The organism is Sorangium sp. So ce362 (assembly GCF_051519845.1).
Classification (GTDB): Bacteria; Myxococcota_A; Polyangia; order Polyangiales; family Polyangiaceae; genus Sorangium.
This window is the reverse complement of sequence record NZ_CP150332.1, coordinates 4,867,119-4,885,870: the sequence shown is the minus strand read 5'-3', so window position 1 is coordinate 4,885,870 and position 18,752 is coordinate 4,867,119. Positions and strand designations below refer to the sequence as shown.

Sequence of the window (18,752 nt, the reverse complement as noted above, 5' to 3'; positions counted from 1 at the left end):
CGGGAAGGGGGCTCGCCACCCGGAGAGCGCTCGGCCGGCGTCAGGGCGAGCGCCGCGCCGGCCGAGCGCTCGGCCGCCCGCTCGGCCCTTGCGCCGCTCAGCTCTTGCGCCGCTCGAGGTGCCGCCTCGCGGCGTCCTTCACCGGCGAGGTCACGTTCTTGCTCTTCGAGACGCCCCGGAGGTCCGACTCGCGCAGGTGCTGGACGAGCCGCGTCGCGACGAGCACCGGCGTCCTCGGGTTCTCCACGAGGTTCCGCTTCACCGTGTAGCTCTTCATCCACTCCGGCGTGGTCGCGATGATCCGCAGCACCTCGTCCGAGATGTTCCGGTTGCGGGTGATGAGGACGACCTCTTCCTCCTGCATCTGCGGGCTGCGCACGGCGGCGCTGGCCACGAGGCGGTTCGAGTCGCGCACGAGCAGCATGCGCTCCTCGCGCGAGCCGAGCATCGCCCGCCGGATCCGCTGCGACATGGTCATGTCGGCGAGCCGCTTGTAGAGCGGGACGTACTGCTCCTTGATCTCCTCTTTCCCTTCCTCGTCCTCGACGTGGGTGTCGACCGTCTCCTCGGCCGCGAGCGCCTCCGCGAGCGCCTGCGTCTCGGCGAACAGCACGTCGTCCGGCGTGGGCTCCGGCGACGGCTCCGCGATGAGCTCGTCCTTGATCGCGATGCTGACCTCGCGCCACGCCGGGATGCCGGTGAGCTCGACCCCGTTGCGCGCGGCGAGGTCGACGAGGCGATCGGCCGTCGACATCCGCGTGTGCTTGTTGAGGTAGAGCCGCTCGATGATGCGCGGGCCCTTGAGCAGCCGCTCCTCGTTGACGGCGATGAGCTCGGTCACCGCCTCGCCCCCGGTCCGCGCGAGCTCCTCGAGCGTGTCGGCGGCGATGCCCGGCATCGCGCAGAGCCGCTCGACGACCGGGAGGCGGTCCGCGTACAGGTGGGCCAGCCGGTCGATGACGAGCGGCTGCAGCTCCCCGCCGAGCGCGCCCTGGAGGAGCGGGTCGGGGAGCGCCGACAGCGTCTTGTCCGCGGCCGCGCGGGCGGGCTCCTCCTCGCGTGACGCGAGCAGGACGAGCAGCGTGACCACCTCGCCCGGCTTGAGCCCGGGGGCGATGCCGCGCGCCGCCATGTCGCGGAGCTTCTGCGGCGCCCCCGGCTGCGCCATCTTCTGCGCGGGCGCCGAGAGGGCGCCGACGTCGATCGGCGCAATCATCGCGGGGTCCTCCCCGGCGCGGCCGTGCTGCAGCGGGGCGAGCGCGTCGCCTCTCGGGCGGCGGAGCTCGGGATCTCGGATGGCGCCGGCGCCCGCGGCGCGGGTTTCCTCGGTTGCGCCGGTGGCGCGAGCGAAGCGACGGACATGCGGTCCTCCCCGGCGGGCATTGCTGCCCTGCGATCTGCGGATTATCCTGAGGCCGCTGTGTGCCTGAACGGCGCGGCGATCGTCAACGTAGAACGAACAGCGCAGGCCGAGATGCGCCATCTGCCGAAATGAGCCCGAGGTCCCGGGGGGCAGGGTACCGGCAGGCCCGTCACATCCAGCACACCGAAGAGGAGCGCGACATGGGGATTTTCGATTTCGTGAAGAGCGGCGTCCGCGAGATGATGATCGCGCGCCCGGACGCAGCGAAGCATCTCATCGTCTACAAGCACCCGGACCAGAACGTCCCCTTCTGGTCGCAGCTGACCGTCGACAGCGATGAGTGTGCCCTCTTCTTCAAGGACGGGCGATATGTGGGTTACCTGCCGACGGGGCGCCACACCCTCCAGACGCAGAACATCCCGTTCCTGAACAACCTCGTCAACAAGTTCACGGGCGGGGACGTCTTCATCGCCGAGATCTTCTTCGTCAAGACGCAGCCGGTCCGCGGCGTGCCCTTCGGCGGGCCGCTGGAGTCGATGGAGGATCCGACCCTCTACGAGTTCGTGACGCCGCGCATCTTCGGTGAGTTCTCGCTGGTCGTGGTCGACCCGGTGCGGTTCGTCGTCGGCTACCACGGCCAGTGCGGCGGCAGCGGCGACAACGACGTCGTCCTGAGCTGGATCAAGGGCAAGTTCTTCATGAGCGTGAAGACCGTGATCGGCCAGGTCTGCGCGCAGCAGCAGAAGAGCCTGCTCAACCTCGGCGGCATGAGCATGGAGCTCGGCGCCCGCATCGTGCAGTCCGCGCCGAATCTCGAGGAGATCGGCTGCAAGATCCTCGAGATCGGCAACTTCAACATCAACTTCTCGGCCGAGGACCAGAAGCTCCTCCGCGAGGCGAACAAGGCGCGCGGCGAGGCGCGCCGGGGCATCGGCGTCGCGCAGGACTCCGCCCGCGCGAAGCAGTTCGAGCTCGATCAGCGGTTCCAGCAGGACGCGCGGTACGTGCAGCAGCTGGCGGGCAACTGGCAGAACTACGCCGCCGGCCAGGCGATGATGGGGGCCGGCCAGGGCATGGCGCAAGGCGGCGACGGCAGCGGGGTCGCGGGGCTGGGCGCCCAGGTGGCGATCGGCGCCGGCCTGGCGCAGGCGATGAACCCCGCGTTCGCGGCGCAGGGGCAGCCCCAGTTCGTGCCGCCGCACATGCAGCAGCAGGGCTACCCGGGCGCGCCGCAGCAGGGCTACCCGGGCGCGCCGCAGCAGGGCTACCCGGGCGCGCCGCAGCAGGGCTACCCGGGCGCGCCGCAGGCCGCCCCGGCCGCGGGGCCGTCCATCGAGCAGCGCCTGGAGCGCCTCGCGGAGCTCAAGAACAAGGGCCTCATCACGGACGAGGAGTTCCAGGCCCGCAAGGCGAAGATTCTGGAGGAGATCTGAGTCCTTCCGGCCGTTCCGCCCGCCGCGCCCGGCGAACGCGGGGGGGCGCCCCCCCGCGTTCGCCATCCGACGCCATCTGATCCGAAACACCGCACGCGCTTTCGGCTAGACTCGCCGAGGTGCCCGTCACGCTCCGCATGGCCGGGGATGCTCAGCCTGAGATGACCGCCGGCGAGTCCGAAGCTGCCGAGCTGTTCCATCGGGACGACATCCCGCGGCCGCACGGGGACACCCTGGCCTCGCAGCCGCCACCGCACAGCGATGCGCCATCAGTCCACAGATCGGCGCCCCCTGCGCGCAGCGAGGCGCCCCCTGCGCGCAGCGAGGCGCCGTCAGTCCACAGATCGGCGCCCCCTGCACGCGGCTCGGCGCCCCCTGCACGCGGCTCGGCGCCTCCTGCACGCGGCTCGGCGCCCCCTGCACGCGGCTCGGCGCTCCCGCCGCCCTCGGCGCGCGGCGAGGCCCACATGGCGCTGCCGCCCCTGCCGCCGCTGCCGGCGCGCAGTGACGGGTTCGCTGCGCGCCGGGGGAAGGTGAAGCAGGTACCGCGCGCGCGGCGCTGCCCGACCTGCAAGCTGACCTTCTCCGGCGACTCCCGGTTCTGCCCGTTCGACGGCGACCCGCTCGCCGACGCGCCCGACTGGAACCCGTCGGCCGATCCGCTGCTCGGGCGCACGATCGACGGCCGCTACGACGTGCAGGCGGTGGTCGGTGAGGGAGGGATGGGGACGGTGTACGAGGTGCGCCACAAGTCGCTCGGCCGCCTCTTCGCCCTGAAGGTGCTCCGGCGCGACATCGCGCAGGACGCCGAGCTCGTCGCCCGCTTCATCCAGGAGGCCAAGGCGGCGGCGGCCATCGGCCACCCCAACATCGTCGCGGTGAGCGACTTCGGCGCGATCGAGGTCGAGCCGGGGCAGCCGGAGCTGCCGTTCTTCGTCATGGAGTTCCTCACCGGGACCTCCCTCGCGTCGCTGCTGCGCACCGAGCGGACGCTGCCGTCCGAGCGGGTCGGCCAGATCATGCTCCAGTGCGCCGCGGCGCTCGGGGCCGCGCACGCGGCGGGCGTCATCCACCGCGACCTCAAGCCCGACAACGTCTACCTCGTGCGCAACGGCGATCAGGAGTTCGTCAAGCTGCTCGACTTCGGCGTCGCGAAGGTCGCGGGCGGCAAGCGGCTCACCCGCATCGGCATGGTGTTCGGGACGCCGCACTACATGAGCCCGGAGCAGGCCGAGGGGAAGCGCATCGACGCGCGCGCCGACATCTATGCGCTCGGCGTCCTCATGTACGAGTGCTTCGCGGGGCGCGTCCCCTTCGAGGCGGACACGTACATGGGCGTGCTCACCAAGCACATGTACATGTCGCCCGAGCCGCTCGAGCAGGTGATGCCCGACGCCTCCGCGCTCGGCGCGTTCGGCCCGATCGTCATGCGCTGCCTCGCGAAGAACCCCGAGGAGCGCTTCGCCTCGATGGCCGATCTCGCCGCGGCCATCGAGCTCGCCGTCGAGGCGCCGGGGCGCGCGACCGTCACCATGCTCCAGGACGAGCACCCGCGCCGCGAGCCGCTGAAGCTGCGCGCGCACGACGAGATGCTCGGCCCCGTCCAGGTGCCCAGGGAGCCGTCGGAGCCGCTCTCGATGGCCGCGCGCGTCGCGATCGCGCTCGCGGCAATCCTCGTGCCGATCGCGATCGCCTTCGGCTTTCGCGCGCTCCGCGCCTCGACCCGCGCGGTGCCGCCCGAGGCCGCCGCCGCCGGCGCCGTCCACGCGACGACGGCGGTCGGCGCGGCGCCCGACGAGCCGCCCGCGGCGGCGGCGGCGGCGGCAGCGGCCCCGGCCCCGAGTGCGGCGGCCGCGCCGCCTGCGCAGGAGCCGTCCCGCCCGCACGGGGCGCCCGCCGCGAGCCCGGCGAAGCCGGCCGCGGCGACGGCCCGCCCGGCCGCGCCTGCCGCGTCCCCCGACAGGCCGCAGGCGACCGGCGATATCATCGATCCCTGGAAGCACTGATCGCGCGGGCGGCCCACGACGAAACCTGGCCTTTGCAGGCGTCCTGTGCGCACGATGGGCGCCGTCGATCGCCGGGCCCACGGCGGCGGGACGAGCGATCGACGGCAGCGGCGACGCTCCGGGCGGAGCGCTTGACAGCGTCCGCTCGGGCTCGCCATCCTTCGCGAGGCGGAAACCTCTAGTGGCCAAGCAACAGCTCCTCCTGGTCGACGCGGATCCACGCAGCGTTCGGGTCCTCGAGGTCAGCCTGAAGAAGGCCGGTTACAGCGTGACCACCGCGACGGATGGAGCGGACGCTCTCGCGAAGCTAGAGGTCTCGACGCCGGACCTCGTCCTCAGCGACACCCGCCTGCCCCACGTGGACGGCTACGCGCTCGTCCGCAAGATGAAAGAGCACGCCGACTGGGCGTCGATACCGGTTGTCTTCCTCACGAGCCAGCGGTCGATCGAGGACAAGATCCGCGGGCTGGAGCTCGGGGTCGAGGACTACCTGACCAAGCCGATCTTCGTGCGCGAGCTCATCGCGCGGGTGACGCTGCTGCTCGCGCGGCGGACGCGCGAGGGGATCACGACGCGCCATTTCTCGACCACCGGGCGGACGAGGTTCTCCGGGTCGATCCTCGACATGAACGTCGTCGATCTTCTGCAGACGTTCGAGGTGAGCCGGAAGAGCGGGATCGTCCACCTGTCGCACGGGGACAACGAGGCGCAGGTCTACTTCCGCGAGGGCAAGGTCGTCGACGCAACGCTCGGTCGGCTCTGCGGCGAGGAGGCCGTCTACCGCGCGCTCCTGTGGAACGAGGGGACGTTCGAGGTCGAGTTCTGCAAGGTCGACAACCCCGACGTGATCGAGACGTCGACCCAGGGCCTGCTCATGGAGGGCATGCGCCGGGTCGACGAGTGGGGCCGGCTCCTCGAGGCGCTGCCGTCGCTCGCCACCGTCTTCGAGGTCGACAGCGAGGAGCTCCTGGAGCGGCTGAACGAGATCCCCGACGAGCTGAACGGGATCCTGCGCCTGTTCGACGGGAAGCGGACGCTGATGCAGGTGGTCGACGCGTCCCCGTTCGAGGATCTCTCGACGCTCTCCACCATCTCGAAGCTCTACTTCGAGGGGCTGCTGGTCCCCGCCGCGGCGCTCCCGCCCGACGACGTGGTGCCGAGCGAGCCGGAGGCGGCGTTCCACGACGAGTTCTCGCCGCTCTCGTCGCCGTCGGGGGCGCGGCGCTCCAATTTTCCCGACGGCGTGCCGGGGAACGCCGGCTCCGACGATTTCGGGGATGCCGCCGTGGTTCCGGCGCCTCTCTCGACCCGGCTGTCGCCGGCGATGCTCCCGCGCTCCCGGCCCGGACACGAGCTGCCCGCGCCGGCGGCGGACCCCGACGCCGAGTCCGCCGGGCGTCCGGTGACGGCCCGCAGCGCGGTCCACGGGGCCGCGGCGGTCGGCCGGGCGACCGTCGCGAACGCCACGGCGGGGCGCTCGGGCGCGGCGGGGCGCGCGCCGTCGGAGCCTCCGCGCACGGCGGGGCGCGCGCCGTCGGAGCCTCCGCGCACGGCGGGGCGCGCGCCGTCGGAGCCTCCGTGGAGCGCCGCGCGGCGCTCGGGCGGCGCAGCACTGGGCCGGGCGCCGTCGGATCCTCCGCGGGGCGTCGCACCGGGCATCGAGGCCGTCCAGGCTTTGCGCGCGCGTGCCGAGATCGACATCGACAAGGACACCACGCTCACCAGCAGCGACGAGGCCCCGCTCACGCGACCGCTGGTGACGCCGCGCAGCTTCGCGCAGATGCACCGCGCCGCGAGGAGCGACAGGCCCGCGGCCGCGACCGCTCCCGCCGAGCAGCGCCCCCGATCCAGGCCGCCCGAGCTGTCCGCGTCGACGCCGTCCGAGCCCACGGCGGAGCCGGCCGCCGCGCCGCCGACCGTCGGCGACGAGCGCGCCGCCGCTGGACCTCCGCCGACGACGCCCACGCTCCGGCCCCGCCCGCCGAGCGACGCGCCGCCGGCCGTCACCATCCCACGCGAGGCGCAGGCGCCGCAGCGCAGCGAAGCGACGGCCGCGGAGGCGCGCTCGTTCGACGACGCCGCCGCGGCGCCGCCGACCGGCGCGGCGCCGCCGGCGGGCCTCGCGGCGGCGCTGGACGACGCGCCCCCGAGCGACCCCGGGCCGATCAGCGAGAGCGAGCGCTTCTTCCTCGGCGGAGGGGTGGACGCGCCGGAGCGGATCCTGACGCAGGAGCATCCCTCCGCCGAGGACACCGACACCACCGCCGGCGCGGTCGAGGCCACGCTCTGGCGATCCCGCCCGGAGGAGCGCCGGGCGCGCATGACGCGGATCGTCGCCGGCCTGGTGACGGCGCTCGCGATCGGGGCCGCCAGCGTCTGGCTGATCAGCCAGACGCGGCACCCCGTGCCCCCGGCTCCGGTCGACGCGCCCCTGCAGGCGGAGGAGCAGAGCTCCAGCGCCACGATCGAAGCGGCTCCGGCGGCGCCGGAGGCGGAGCCGACCGCCGCGGCGGGGCTCTCCACGGCGACCCCGGCCGACACCTCGACCAGCGAGCCGGCCGACCTCGCGCCGGCCGCGCCGGCCGCGCCAGCCGCGGCGAGCCCCGCCGCGCCGACCGGAGCGCCCGTCCAGCAGGGCTCGCCCGCGCCCGCCGTCCCGGCGGCGCCGCCGGGCGCCCCATCGACCGCGGCCCAGGCCGCCGCACCGGCGCGGGCGGCCCCGCCGAGCGCCCCGGCGCCGCCACCCGCTGCGCCGGACGAGGAGGGCGGGTCCCTCTCGGCCCGCGTGATGCGCGCCCTGGAGTCGGGGCAGGCCGGCAAGGCGGTGCAGCTCGCGCAGCAGCTCACGTCCGCCTCGCCGGGGAGCGCCACGGCGTGGCACCTGCGCGGCGCCGCGGAGCAGGCCGCAGGGCGCGGCGGCCGGGCCTCGTTCCGCAAGTGCGCCGAGCTCTCCTCGGCCGACTCCCCGCTCGGCGCCGAGTGCCGCGCGCTCGCCGGCATGCCCTGATCGCGCGGGCCGCGCGCGCTCAGCGCGACCGCGACCTGAGCCGGGGATCCAGGGCCAGGGCCGCGAGGTCGAGCGCCACGGTGGCGAGCACGATGGCGGCCGCGGCGAAGAGCACCGTCCCGACGATGAGCGGGCCGTCCCGGTTCTGCAGCGCCTCGACCGCCATGCTCCCGACGCCCGGCCAGCGGAAGAGCTTCTCCGTGACGATCGCGCCGCCCGCGAGCGCGCCGAAGTCGAGCGCGGCGAGCGTGGCGAGCGGCAGCAGCGCGTTGCGCAGCGCGTGGACGACGAGCGCGCGCAGGCGAGAGGCGCCCTTGGCCCGCGCGGTCCGGATGAAGTCCTGACGGAGCAGCGTCCGGAGCTCCTCGCGGACGATGCGCGCGTAGAGGGCGCTGCCGAAGATGCCGAGCGTCAGCGCCGGCAGGACGAGCGAGCGCATGTGCTCGGTCGCCGTGGCGCCGTACCCGTCGTACGGCAACAGCCGGAGCTTGTAGGCGAGCACGTACTGCAGCGCGGGGCCGATCACGAAGGTCGGCGCGCTGGCGCCGAGCAGGGTGGCGCCGAGCGCCGCGTCCTCCCAGGCCGTCCCGCGGCGGGCCGCCGCGACGATCCCGAGCGCGAGGCCGAGCGCCAGCTGCACCACCAGCGCGGCCAGCGCGAGCTCGACGGAGCGCGGCACCTTCGCCTCCAGCAGATCCACGACCGGCTTGCGGTAATGAAAGCTGTAGCCGAGATCGAGGTGCACGCCGAGCGGCCCGGCCGCGCAGCTCCGGTGCTCCGGATCGCCGCGCGCGCCCTCGGGCGGGACAGCGGCGCCGCCGTCGCCCCGCGCAGGGCCGAGGTGGACGAGCCGGCGGACGAACCGCGCGAACTGCACGTGGACCGGCCGGTCCAGCGCGTAAATCGTCCGCACGCGCTCGAGATCCGCCGCCGAGGCCTGCGGCCCGACGAGCATCCGCGCCGGGTCGCCGGGCAGGAGGTACGCGATCCCGAACGAGACGGCGGTGACCCCGGCGATCAGGATCGCCGCCCACGCGAGGCGCCGGAGCAGGTGCGCGAGCGCGGCGCCCATCGCGGGAGCGCGGCCCGATCGAGGCGAGGAGGCGCGGCGCGCGTGCGGGGGGCTCATCGCGGAAGGGCGGCGCGCGCGAGCAGCGCGCGGAGCGGCCGGGCGGAGGGGGACGTGCCCGCGCGCGGCCCTCCGCCGGCCGCGGGCCGGGCGGACGGGTCGAGCCAGACCTCGTGGAAGTGCCACGGGATCACGGCGGAGCGCCCGTAGCCGCGCATGTACGGGTGCCAGAGCTCGAGCTGGCGCATCGTGTACGTGGGCACCCAGGGCGCGAGATCGCGGACGACGCGCTCGGCGCGGGCGTAGAGCGCGAGGCGCCGCGCGCGGTCCTGCTCCGCGTGGGCGGCGTCGAGCGTTCGATCGAGCTCGTCGCTGCTGAAGAAGGCGTAGTTCTGCGAGCCCTCGTCGCGGATGGCGCGCGTGGAGAGCGTCGGCTCGAAGACGCTCGCCGGATCGGGGAAATCGGCCTGCCATCCGACCCAGCCCATGGGGACGGCGCGGCGCCGCGACGCCTCGGCGAGGTAGGTCGCCCAGCTGACGAGCCGCAGGCGGACGCGGAGGCCGATCGTCGCGAGCTGCTGCTGGACGATCTCGCCGATCGCCTGCTCCAGGGTGTCAGGGATCGCGATGTAGTCGACGACGCCCGGGTAGCCGCCTTTCCCGGTCGCCGGGTCGTACGCATAGCCGGCCGCGGCCATCTGCGCGAGGGCGCGCGCGGGGTCGTGCCGCCGCATCGGCTCGTCGCGCGGGGGGCCCGGGATCGACGGCGGCAGCACCCGGTCGAGGGCGACGAGATCGGGGCGCACCTTCTCGAGCACGGAGGGGTCGAGGGCGAACGCGACCGCGCGCCGCACGGCGAGCTGGTCGAACGGCGCGAGCTCGGTGTTGAGGAAGACGGCGTTGGTCCGGTTCCGGTTCACCCAGCGCATGCGCCCCTGCCACCGGGGATCGGCGCGGTAGGTCGACGCGTCGATCGCCGTCAGATCGCGCAGGTAGTCGAGCTCGCCCTCCTCGAACTTGTAGCGCTGGGTCGTCGCGCGCATCCCGGTCTGCCACTCGATCGCGTCGAGGTACGGCAGGCCCGGGCGGAAGTACCCCTCGTGCCGGGCGAGCCCGATGCTGCCGTCCTGGTCCCACCGCGCGACGCGGAACGGGCCCGCACCGCACGGCGGCGGGGGGCGCGCCGCGTCGACCACGGCGCCGGACGAGGGGCACACCGGCGCCATGAACGCGAGCGTCATGCGGGGCAGGAACGTCGCGTCCGGCGCGCGCAGATCGATCGCGACGGTGTGATCGCCGAGCACCCGCACGCCCGCGAGGTGCGGCGCCGCGCCCGCGTGGAACTCGGCGAACCCCTCGATCATGTCGTACTGGCTCGCGCCCGGGCTCGGCGTCCCCGGGTGGAGCGTCCGCTCGATCGAGCGCTTCACGTCGGCGGCGCGGAGCTCCGCGCCGTCGTGGAACCGCACGCCCTCGCGCAGCGTGAAGACGTACGTCCGGCCGCCGCGCTCGACCGCGATCGCGCGCGCGAGCTCGGGCGCGAGGCGGCCGTCCCGGTCCCACGTGACGAGGCGGGCGAAGACGAGCTCGGCGATGGCGCTCGAGAGCTCGTCGTAGGCGATCGACGGGTCGAGCGTGCGGGCGTTGACCGTTGTCGCGAGGCGCAGGGTCCCGCCCCGCACCGGCGCGCCGGAGGCCGCCTCGTCGCCGAGGGGAGGGCGCACGCGGCGCGGCGAGCCGCCCGAGAGCAGGAGCAGCGCCGCGCCCGCGACGAGCAGATCGACCGGCAGGCGCCGGCCGCGCGGGAGCTCGGCGCCGGCGGGATCGAGCGCGTCGCGGAGCCCCTCGCTCGCGCGGTGGAAGCCGAGCACGGCAAGCAGGATGGCGAAGCCCGGCGCCGCGACGAGGAGCGGCTTCACCCCGAGGTACGGCTCCGCCTCGTGCAGCATGCGGCCCCAGGTCGCGGTCGGCGGCTGCACGCCGACGCCGAGGTAGCTGAGGGCGGCCTCGGCGAGGATCATCTGCCCGGCGTTGATCGTCGCGAGCGCGAGCAGCGTCCCGCCGACGTTCGGCAGGACGTGCCGCCGGACGACGTGCAGCGGCCCCGCGCCGAGCGCGCGCGCGGAGACCACGAAGTCGCGCTGCGCGAGCTCCACCGTCTTGGCCCGGACGACCCGCGCCGCCCCGGTCCACCCCGTGAGGCCGAGCACGAGCAGGATCGTCCCCGCGTCCGCGCGCCCCACCGCGACGCCGATCGCGGTCACGAACAGGAGGTAGGGCAGGGCGAGGATCACGTCGACGAGCCGCATGAGCGCGCCGTCGAGGGCGCCCGCCCGCGTGCCGGCGGCCATGCCGGCGGCGACGCCGACGAGCGCGCCGAGCCCCGTGGCGAGGGCCGTGGACGAGAGCGCGATGGCGAGCGAGAGCCGCGCGCCGTGGGCGAGGCGCGCGAGGAGGTCGCGGAAGAGCGGGTCCGTCCCGAGCCAGTGGGCGGCCGACGGCCCGGGCGGCGCGCCGAAGGCGTCGCGGGACAGGCTGAAGTCGCTCGCGTTGGGGTCGTGGCCGACGACGGCCGGCCCCGCCGCGGCGAACAGCGCGAGCAGCGCGACGATCCCGAGACCGAGCAGCGCCGACCGGTCGCTCAGGAAGCGCCGCGCCGCGTCGTCGCCGAGGAGGGCCCGGCCCGCGCGCTCGCCCGCGCGCGCCGCGTCGCGAGCGAGCCGGGCCCAGCGCGCCGCCGGCGTCACCGCTTCCCTTCGAGGAACTGCGTCACGAGCGCGACGAACTCCTCGGGCCGCTCCTCGTGGGGCGAGTGCCCGGCGTCCATGATCTCGAGCATCGCGCCCGAGATCTCGCGGGCCAGCCGCTGCGCGCTCGCGGCCGGGAAGATGCGGTCGTCGCGCCCCCACACGACGAGCGTCGGCGCCGTGATCCGCGTGAGGCGCGCGACGACGGGGCGCGCGTCGAGCACCGCGCGTATGACCGCGTGGGCGCTCTCGCGCGCCGAGGGGGCGTTGAAGAGGTCGTAGTGCCGGTCGACGCGCGACAGCGGCACCGCCGCGTCCGCGCGGAACACGTCGTCGCGGAAGAACGACCGGAACATCCTGCGGCCGTGGAGCTGCTTGAAGACGATGCCGCCGACGATCGGCAGGAGCGGGAGCTTCATCCGGAAGCTCATCGGGAACGGGTAACAGAGCGCGTCCTCCAGGACGAGCCGCTGCACGAGCTCCGGGTGGTCGGCCGCGAGCGTGATGGCGACGGCCGCGCCCATGGCGTGGCCGACGAGGTGCGCCCGGCCCACGCCGAAGGCGGCGATGAGATCGGCCACGGCCTCGGCGAACGTCTCGATCCCGTAGGCGTACCGCGCCGGGCTCGGCTTCTCGCTCTCGCCGAACCCCGGCAGGTCCGGGACGATGACGTGGAAGCGCTGGGCCAGCGCGTCGATCACGTCGTCGAACTCCAGGTGGCTGACGAGGAAGTTGTGGATCAAGAGGAGCGCCGGGCCGTTGCCGGCCCCGGCGACCAGGACCCGCATCCTGACACCCCGGGCGGTGACATCCCTGATGACGCGCTCGACGGGTCGGGGGGCGGCGGGCGAGGCCGCGCCCCGACCCTCGCTGGCAAGGGCCTTGGCCATGGTGGCGACGAGACTATCAGCCCTTTTGTCTGAAAGGACCGATGTGTGTCAGGGTGAGGGCCATGCCGCTCCACGAGCCCCGCTGCGGGACGGGCGCCTCCTCGCTCCCACCCGTTGCGCTCCGCGTCGCAATTTTCCCGCCTCGCACCCGGGTTCCCGATGTGCGGAGCGGAACGACCCCCGGTGCCGACGGACGAAAAATGTCCGAGGCGTGTCAAGAACCCCGGGAAAGCACCGCGTCCCGCGACAGCCACACAATAATCGTAGTCGCGTCAATTGACTGTATTCCATTCAGTGGAATAGAGTCGCCCGCGTCGGTTGGGTAGGGCCTCCGGCAATCGATGGGAGGACCGGTGCAAAGGATCCCCGAGGACGTGCTGAATCGCATCGAGCGGGAGCACGCCCAAGGGATTACCTCGAGCGATATCCTCGAGCTGTTCGCGGCGCATGGCATCAAGTTCAGCGAGGCGACGCTCCGGAAATATGTGCAGCTCGGCCTCCTCCCGCGCAGCGTGCGGGTGGGGCGCAAGGGCAAGCATCAGGGCTCACAGGGGATGTATCCGGCCACGGTAGTCCGCCAGGTTCAGCGCATCAAAGAGATGATGGCCCAGGACTACACCATCGAAGAGATCCAGCGTGAATTCCTGTTCGTGAGAGGTGATATCGAGGAGCTCGAGCGCACGATGACCAAGGTCTTCAATGCGCTCAGGGACGCCGCCAAAGAGAGGCGGAGCGAGACGAGCGGCAGGGCGATCGCCCTGGACCTCGCGAGCGCGGAGACGCTCGCGCGGGAGCTCGTCGCGAAGCTGGCATTGATAGAAGAGCGCTTGATGGCGCAAGCGCGGCTCACGAAACAGGCGGCATCCTCTTGAGGGGCCGAGTCGCAGGATCTCTCGTCTTCGTGAAGTGAATGGGGCCGCGAGCGCGGCCCCTCCTGGGGTTGACGCGATCGACGGGACGGGCGTGGCTCGTTTCGTCGCGATTTTTTAGGGACGGCATCCGGCGTTACGTCGGGCAAGGAGCGGGATCTCTTTGCGCTCGAGCTGGGACTCGGGCGCGTGGGGAGACGCGCGCGATTGAGAGCGGAGACGCTACCAAACGGAGGCAGCGCATGGCGACGGTGTCTGACAGCGAGCTCGAGATCTTCGGCCTGGACGGAGCGGATGCGGCGGGGGGTGACTGCGAACCGGCGGGCTCCAGTGAGCCAGTCGTGGAGGGCGCCCTCGCGCTCCAGGCAGACCCCGCGGCGCCGGGAAACCCCATCACGCGCGAGCAGCGCAGGTCCCGGAGGAAGCGCGAGATCCGGGCGCGGACGATCAGCGTCAAGCGCATGACCAAGCGCGAGCTAGAGATCGGCCGGATGCTGTACCCCGAGACCGATTACTACAAGCCGGGGACCCGCGCCGAGTGCGTCGACGGCCCGAGGCCGTGCCCGTACGTCTCGTGCCAGCACCACCTCTATCTCGACGTGTCGGCCAGGACGGGCGCCATCAAGCTCAACTTCCCCGATCTCGAGGTCTGGGACATGAACGAGACGTGCGCGCTCGACGTCGCGGATCGTGGCGGCACCACGCTCGAGGACGTGGGGGCGATCATGAACCTGACGCGCGAGCGGATCCGCCAGGTCGAGGTCAAGGCGCTCGCGAAGCTCGAGGCGCTGAAGGACATGTCGGCGCTGCGCGAGTTCGTCGACGAGGGCCCGGTCGGCAAGCGCCGGCTCCCGGTGCTGACCCAGCCCGAAGAGGACGAAGACGAGGACGAGGACGAGGTCGCGCTCGACGAGGATGAGGACGAGGGCGAGGGCGAGGGCGACGCGGAGGACGAAAGCCTCGAGGCGACGCCCCCCGAGCGGACTGCGGAGATCGAGGACGCCGGCGACTTCGACAGCGGGGAGTGATCAGTCGGGCCGGGCCTCCACGGTCACGATCGCGTCCGCGCCGAGCGCGCCCGCCAGAAAGGCGCGCCACGCGGCCAGCGTAGCCTTCGCCGGCGGCGTCCGGGGGGCGCGGCCGTTGAACAGGTGGATGAGCCGGCGCCGGGGCTCCGCGAGCGCGTCGCGCTCGCGCCGGGCGACCTGGGCCTCGGCGCGACCGAGGTCGGCGTCGGTCACCCGCTGCGCGAGGCCAGCGAGGAGCTCCTTCACGCGGGCCGAGGCCTCGTCGAGCTCCGCGCTCGGCGCCCGGATCTCGACCGCGAGCGCCGCCGCGCGCGTGCCGCCGAGGACGCGCGCGCTCGCGCGGGCCGCGAGCTGCCGCCTCGGGGCCGCGGCGTCCGCCGCGGGGAGGGCCGCCGCGCCGAGGGCGGCCGCGAGCAGGCCGCCTTCGCCGTTGAGGGCGGCGACCGTGATCTCCGCGAGCTCGCGGGCCGCGGCCTCGCGCGCGGCCGGGAGCCGCGCGCCGACGACGGCCTGCGAGAGCGGCGTCCCGGCCGGGAGGCGGGCGTCGTGGTGACCGAGCCGGGGCACCACCGCGCCGTCCGGTGAGGCGCACCCGCGCGGCGCGAGCCGCGGCGAGAGCCATCGCTCGGCGGCCTCCGTCGCTGCCGCCGCCTGCGACGCGTCGGCGTTCGCGAGCACGGCGAGCCGGAGCGGGCCGGTCGCGAGCGCCTGCCAGCGGAGCTGCACCGTCTCGAGCGCGCCGCTCGCCACCCGGTCCCAGACGCCGAACGGCTCGACCCAGGACGGGTGGTCGGGCGCGATCGCGGAGGCGAAGGCCTCGAGCGCCGCGGCCCGCCCGCCGGAGAGGCGCTCCAGGTGCTCGAGCGCCGCGGCGCGCGCCAGCGTGAGCGCCTCGGGGCCGGGCGTCGTCGCCGCGACCGTGCGCGCGGCGGCGCTCGCGACGCGGCGCCCGAGCTCGGCCGGGGTCTCGCGGTCGTCGCGGAACGGCGCGTGCGCGATGACTCCGACGGCGTCCGCCGTGACCCAGGGCTCGATCGTCACGTCGAGCTCGCGCCGCCGGGTCTGCACGGCGGCGAGCGCGGCGAGCGCCGTCGCCCCCGCGTCGTACACCCCTTCCTCCGCGACGCCGCACGGGCTCGCGAGCAGGACCCAGACCTCGCCTTGCCCGCGCTCGACCAGCGTGCGCCGCTCCAGGGCGGGCTGGGCCTCCGCCGCGAGCGCGCGCCCGAGCTCCGTCTCGAAGAGCCGCTCGCCGGCCTCGCCCGGCGCCGCGGGCCTCGGCGGCTCGGCGCGCGGGGGGAGGCCGAGCGCCGTCGCCCACCGCTCGGCCGGCGCGTTCGGGGCGGAGCCCGAGAGCGCCCACCAGGCCGCGCGCGCGCCGGCGTCGCGCGGGTCCTGCGCGGTGAGGATCTGCCGCGTGGCGGTGGCGGGGCCCGGCGGCGCCGCGAGGCCGCGGCGGATCTCCTGCCGCGCCACCGCGACCGCGAGCGCCGCCGAGGCCTCGACGGGCGGCGCCGCGGGCAGCTCGGAGGCCTCGATGGTCACGCTGACGCAGCCGCCGCGCGGGCGGGCGACCCCGAGCACCTCGACGGTGCGGAACGGGGAGGGGAGCGCCGAGAGCCGCGCCCGGAGCGGCGACCCCGGCGCGCCGAGCCGCTCGGCCGCGGCGACCGCGGCCTGCGGGCTCGCGACGCGCACGGCCACGGTGACGCGGGCGGCCCGCCGATCGAGCTGGTTCGTCGTGTACACGCCGATCGTGTCCGCCGCCGGCCACGCGTCCGCGGGCGGGCCGCCCGCGGGCCAGCGGTCGACGCCCTCCGCCGCGCGGGCCGCCTCCGCGCAGAACGCGGCGGGGCCGACCACGGCGATCGAGGTGCGCCCGGCGTGCAGCGCCGCGGTCCGCCACCCCTCGAGCTCCCGCACGCCCGCGGGCGTCGCCAGGTCGACCACGGGCTCGGCGCCCGCGAGGCCCAGCCGGCCGGTGCACGCCGCGACCGGCGAGAGCTCCGGCGCGTCGAGGGGGCTCGCTCGGAGCGCCTGGAGCCGCTCCGTGGCCCGGGCGACCTCCGGGCTGCCGGCGGCGATGGGCTGCGCGAACGCCGCCGAGAGCGCGCGCAGGAACGGCGCGACGCGCGCCGCGTCCCGGACGAGCAGGCGCACGCGGAAGGCGCTGCGGTCGATGCGCGCGTCCACGTCGAAGCCGGCGGCGACGAGCCGCGCCTCGACCACGCTGGCGAGCGCCGTCGTCGCGACCGAGCCGAGATCGGTCGCGACCGAGACGACGAGCGCGGGCGCGGGGTCGCCCTCGCGGGAGACGAGCGTGAGCCGCGGCCGGGCGTCGAGGTTGCGCACCTCGATGCGGCCGACGCTGCCCTCGGGCGTCGAGACGAGCGCGCGCCCCGGCGCCGTCGGGCCGCCGGGCGCCGCGCCGCTGCAGGCGGCGAGCAGGACGAGCGGCAGCGAGAGCGCGGGCCTCAGGGAGCGCATGCGTCGTCGGCCGGCAGGGCGGCGCCCTCCAGCTGGAAGTCGGCCGGGCATCGCGGGGCGATCTTGAAGCCGTGGAAGTAGGTGAGCACGCCGGTGACCGAGCCGAAGGACGCGCCGCCCCCGAGGGGCGGCCCCTCGGCTTCGAGATCGTAGAGCTCGTTCGAGAGGCTCGGGATGTCGTCGCCGAGCACGCCGGCGCCCACGTTGATCCGCGCCGTGTACCGGCCGTCGCGCCTCGTGGGGTCGCCGACGGTCTGGACCCCCTCGATCTGCACGAGCATGCCGAGGTAGCTGCGCGCGGTCGCGTAGCTCGTCAGCGCGTCGAGCGGCACGCGGATCGGCTTCGCGGGGCCGTCCTCGAACCGGAAGCTCATGGTCCCGCCGATCTCGGGCAGGGTGCGGCAGCCGGGGAACCGGCCGGAGGAGGGGCCGCGGAACTCGGTGAGCACGCCGAGCAGGTCGACAACGTCGCCGGGGAAGAGCCGCAGGTCCGGGGGGCTGAACGCGGGCTGGAAGACCGTCATGCCCGAATAGGCGACCGGCTCGTCGGCGCGGTCTTGCACGTAGTAGTTGCCGTGCGCCCCCTCGCCGGTCTCGTCGAAGCGGTCGATCGCGATGAGCGTCGCGGCCGTGACGCTGACGCGGCGATCGGCCGGCACCCCCTCGCAGCCCTCGCTGTCCTGGGTCCTGGGATCGGCGTCGAGCCACGCGGCCTTGCCGACGAGATCCGCGATGCGGGCACCGCCGCCGCGCTCGTCGGCGAGGGGGATCGAGGGGGCGTCTCCGTTGCCGCCGCCGCACCCGGCGAGCAGCGGGACGGCGGCCACGGCGGCGGCGGCGGCGAGCGCGGTGGTGATGCGGAGCGGGGGGCCCATCCTCTCCGGCTCATACCACAGGGCCGACGGCCGCCGAGCCCCCTTCGAGGGAGGGGGTGGCTCAGGCCGCGAGGCTCGCGCCGGACAGCATCGCCTCGAGGCGGCTCTGGATCTTGTGCCGCTTCGAGTAGACCGTCTTCACGCTGATGTGCATCCGCTCCGCGATCTGCTCCGGGGGCAGGCCCTCGCCGAAGTAGAGCGCGACGAACTCGCGGTCCTTGTCCGAGAAATCGTGGAGCACCTGCCCCACGATCGCGGCGCGCTCGCGGCGCTCGGCGTGCTCCTGCGGGGAGGGGCGCTCGCAGGGGAGCTCGACCGCCGCGTCATCGAGCGGGGCGCAGCGCGGCGCGCGCCGCGCCCCCCGCAGGTGGTCGTAGGCGCAGTGGACGGCGAGCGTGCCGATCCAGGAGCTCAGCCGCGTGCCGCGGTCCGCGTCGAAGGTCCGCAGCTTGCGCATGTCGTTCGAGAGCAGCTGCATGAGCAGCGTCGCGTGGATGTCGCGGATGTCGTCCTGCGCCACCACGGCGGAGAAGCGGGCGATCACGCCGCGGATGCAGCGGTGGACCAGCCGGTCGTACCGGGCGTGGAAGGCGCGCCAGGCGCGCTCGCTCCCTGCGATCATCTCCTTCACCAGCACCCCATCGGCGCCGTCGCCGAGGTCTTCCGAGCATCCCTTACCGCAGAGAGGCAAGTCGTTGGGCATGCCGGAGGTCAAAGCACCCGACGTGCCAGCGCCGTCAGCGCGGATAGCAGGGCGGCTCGTCGGCGGCGTGCGGCCGTGGCCCTGTGACCGCACCTCGCGAGCTGTTAACGAGGGTTCACTGCGCGCCGAGGACAGCGCGCAGGCGCGGCTTTCAAGCGCATCTCCGCGGGTACGAGCGACGTTCCGCGATCGTGCGCCGCGCGGCGGGGCGAGGTGCGCCGCGCGGCGCCCCCCGCCGCGAGGAGGTGACGCCCGCTACCAGGATGGAAAGATCC

Annotated in this window: 12 protein-coding genes; 5 read left to right on the top strand and 7 right to left on the bottom strand. The window is 74.5% G+C overall.

The features are described from left to right. Positions 1-97: 97 nt before the first annotated feature. Complete coding sequence (locus WMF17_RS18880; RefSeq protein WP_437603464.1) at positions 98-1,216, bottom strand: hypothetical protein; 1,119 nt, start codon at positions 1,214-1,216, stop codon at positions 98-100. Positions 1,217-1,563: 347 nt separating this feature from the next. Between WMF17_RS18880 and WMF17_RS18875 the strand changes: the two genes are divergently transcribed. The 3 genes from WMF17_RS18875 (at position 1,564) to WMF17_RS18865 (ending at position 7,809) form a co-directional block, all read left to right on the top strand. After that, positions 1,564-2,796 carry an SPFH domain-containing protein gene (locus WMF17_RS18875; RefSeq protein ID WP_437603463.1) on the top strand — a complete coding sequence of 411 codons (1,233 nt, stop codon included), beginning with the start codon at positions 1,564-1,566 and terminating at the stop codon, positions 2,794-2,796. Between the two features lie 467 nt (positions 2,797-3,263). Continuing rightward, positions 3,264-4,802, top strand: coding sequence for a serine/threonine-protein kinase (locus WMF17_RS18870; protein WP_437603462.1), 1,539 nt, complete (start codon positions 3,264-3,266; stop codon positions 4,800-4,802). A gap of 181 nt (positions 4,803-4,983) precedes the next feature. Then, complete coding sequence (locus WMF17_RS18865) at positions 4,984-7,809, top strand: response regulator (protein WP_437650654.1); 2,826 nt, start codon at positions 4,984-4,986, stop codon at positions 7,807-7,809. Positions 7,810-7,828: 19 nt separating this feature from the next. Here the strand turns inward: WMF17_RS18865 and WMF17_RS18860 are convergent, their stop codons facing one another. Genes WMF17_RS18860 through WMF17_RS18850 form a run of 3 tightly spaced genes read right to left on the bottom strand, consistent with a single transcriptional unit; the run spans position 7,829 to position 12,515 of the window. Beyond that, on the bottom strand, positions 7,829-8,881 hold the full coding sequence (locus WMF17_RS18860; protein WP_437603460.1) for an ABC transporter permease: 1,053 nt from the start codon (positions 8,879-8,881) through the stop codon (positions 7,829-7,831). A 53-nt stretch (positions 8,882-8,934) separates the two neighbouring features. Continuing rightward, a complete protein-coding gene (locus tag WMF17_RS18855) occupies positions 8,935-11,625 on the bottom strand; it encodes an ABC transporter substrate-binding protein (protein WP_437650653.1) in 2,691 nt (896 codons plus the stop codon). Then, positions 11,622-12,515, bottom strand: coding sequence for an alpha/beta fold hydrolase (locus tag WMF17_RS18850; protein WP_437603458.1), 894 nt, complete (start codon positions 12,513-12,515; stop codon positions 11,622-11,624). Before WMF17_RS18850 ends, WMF17_RS18855 begins: the two co-directional genes overlap by 4 nt. Positions 12,516-12,889: 374 nt before the next feature. Between WMF17_RS18850 and WMF17_RS18845 the strand changes: the two genes are divergently transcribed. Beyond that, positions 12,890-13,387, top strand: a complete 498-nt coding sequence (locus tag WMF17_RS18845) for a MerR family transcriptional regulator (protein WP_437603457.1) — start codon at positions 12,890-12,892, stop codon at positions 13,385-13,387. A 239-nt stretch (positions 13,388-13,626) separates the two neighbouring features. Beyond that, positions 13,627-14,412, top strand: coding sequence for a sigma factor-like helix-turn-helix DNA-binding protein (locus tag WMF17_RS18840; protein ID WP_437650652.1), 786 nt, complete (start codon positions 13,627-13,629; stop codon positions 14,410-14,412). Here the strand turns inward: WMF17_RS18840 and WMF17_RS18835 are convergent, their stop codons facing one another. The 3 genes from WMF17_RS18835 to WMF17_RS18825 form a co-directional block, all read right to left on the bottom strand. Beyond that, the gene (locus WMF17_RS18835; protein ID WP_437650651.1) at positions 14,413-16,899 is read right to left on the bottom strand and encodes a hypothetical protein; all 2,487 of its coding nucleotides are present in this window, start codon (positions 16,897-16,899) and stop codon (positions 14,413-14,415) included. After that, complete coding sequence (locus WMF17_RS18830; RefSeq protein WP_437650650.1) at positions 16,887-17,774, bottom strand: hypothetical protein; 888 nt, start codon at positions 17,772-17,774, stop codon at positions 16,887-16,889. The genes WMF17_RS18835 and WMF17_RS18830 overlap by 13 nt, the downstream gene beginning before the upstream one ends. Before the next feature lie 61 nt (positions 17,775-17,835). Then, entirely contained in the window at positions 17,836-18,477 is a 642-nt protein-coding gene (locus WMF17_RS18825; protein WP_437603453.1) for an RNA polymerase sigma factor, read from the bottom strand. Positions 18,478-18,752 lie beyond the last annotated feature (275 nt).

Coding starts and splice junctions, on each gene's coding strand:
- WMF17_RS18875 (WP_437603463.1), top strand. CDS start 1,564: ATGGGGATTTTCGATTTCGTGAAGAGCGGCGTCCGCGAGATGATGATC.
- WMF17_RS18880 (WP_437603464.1), bottom strand. CDS start 1,216: ATGATTGCGCCGATCGACGTCGGCGCCCTCTCGGCGCCCGCGCAGAAG.
- WMF17_RS18870 (WP_437603462.1), top strand. CDS start 3,264: ATGGCGCTGCCGCCCCTGCCGCCGCTGCCGGCGCGCAGTGACGGGTTC.
- WMF17_RS18830 (WP_437650650.1), bottom strand. CDS start 17,774: ATGGGCCCCCCGCTCCGCATCACCACCGCGCTCGCCGCCGCCGCCGCC.
- WMF17_RS18860 (WP_437603460.1), bottom strand. CDS start 8,881: ATGGGCGCCGCGCTCGCGCACCTGCTCCGGCGCCTCGCGTGGGCGGCG.
- WMF17_RS18850 (WP_437603458.1), bottom strand. CDS start 12,515: ATGGCCAAGGCCCTTGCCAGCGAGGGTCGGGGCGCGGCCTCGCCCGCC.
- WMF17_RS18825 (WP_437603453.1), bottom strand. CDS start 18,477: ATGCCCAACGACTTGCCTCTCTGCGGTAAGGGATGCTCGGAAGACCTC.
- WMF17_RS18840 (WP_437650652.1), top strand. CDS start 13,627: ATGGCGACGGTGTCTGACAGCGAGCTCGAGATCTTCGGCCTGGACGGA.
- WMF17_RS18835 (WP_437650651.1), bottom strand. CDS start 16,899: ATGCGCTCCCTGAGGCCCGCGCTCTCGCTGCCGCTCGTCCTGCTCGCC.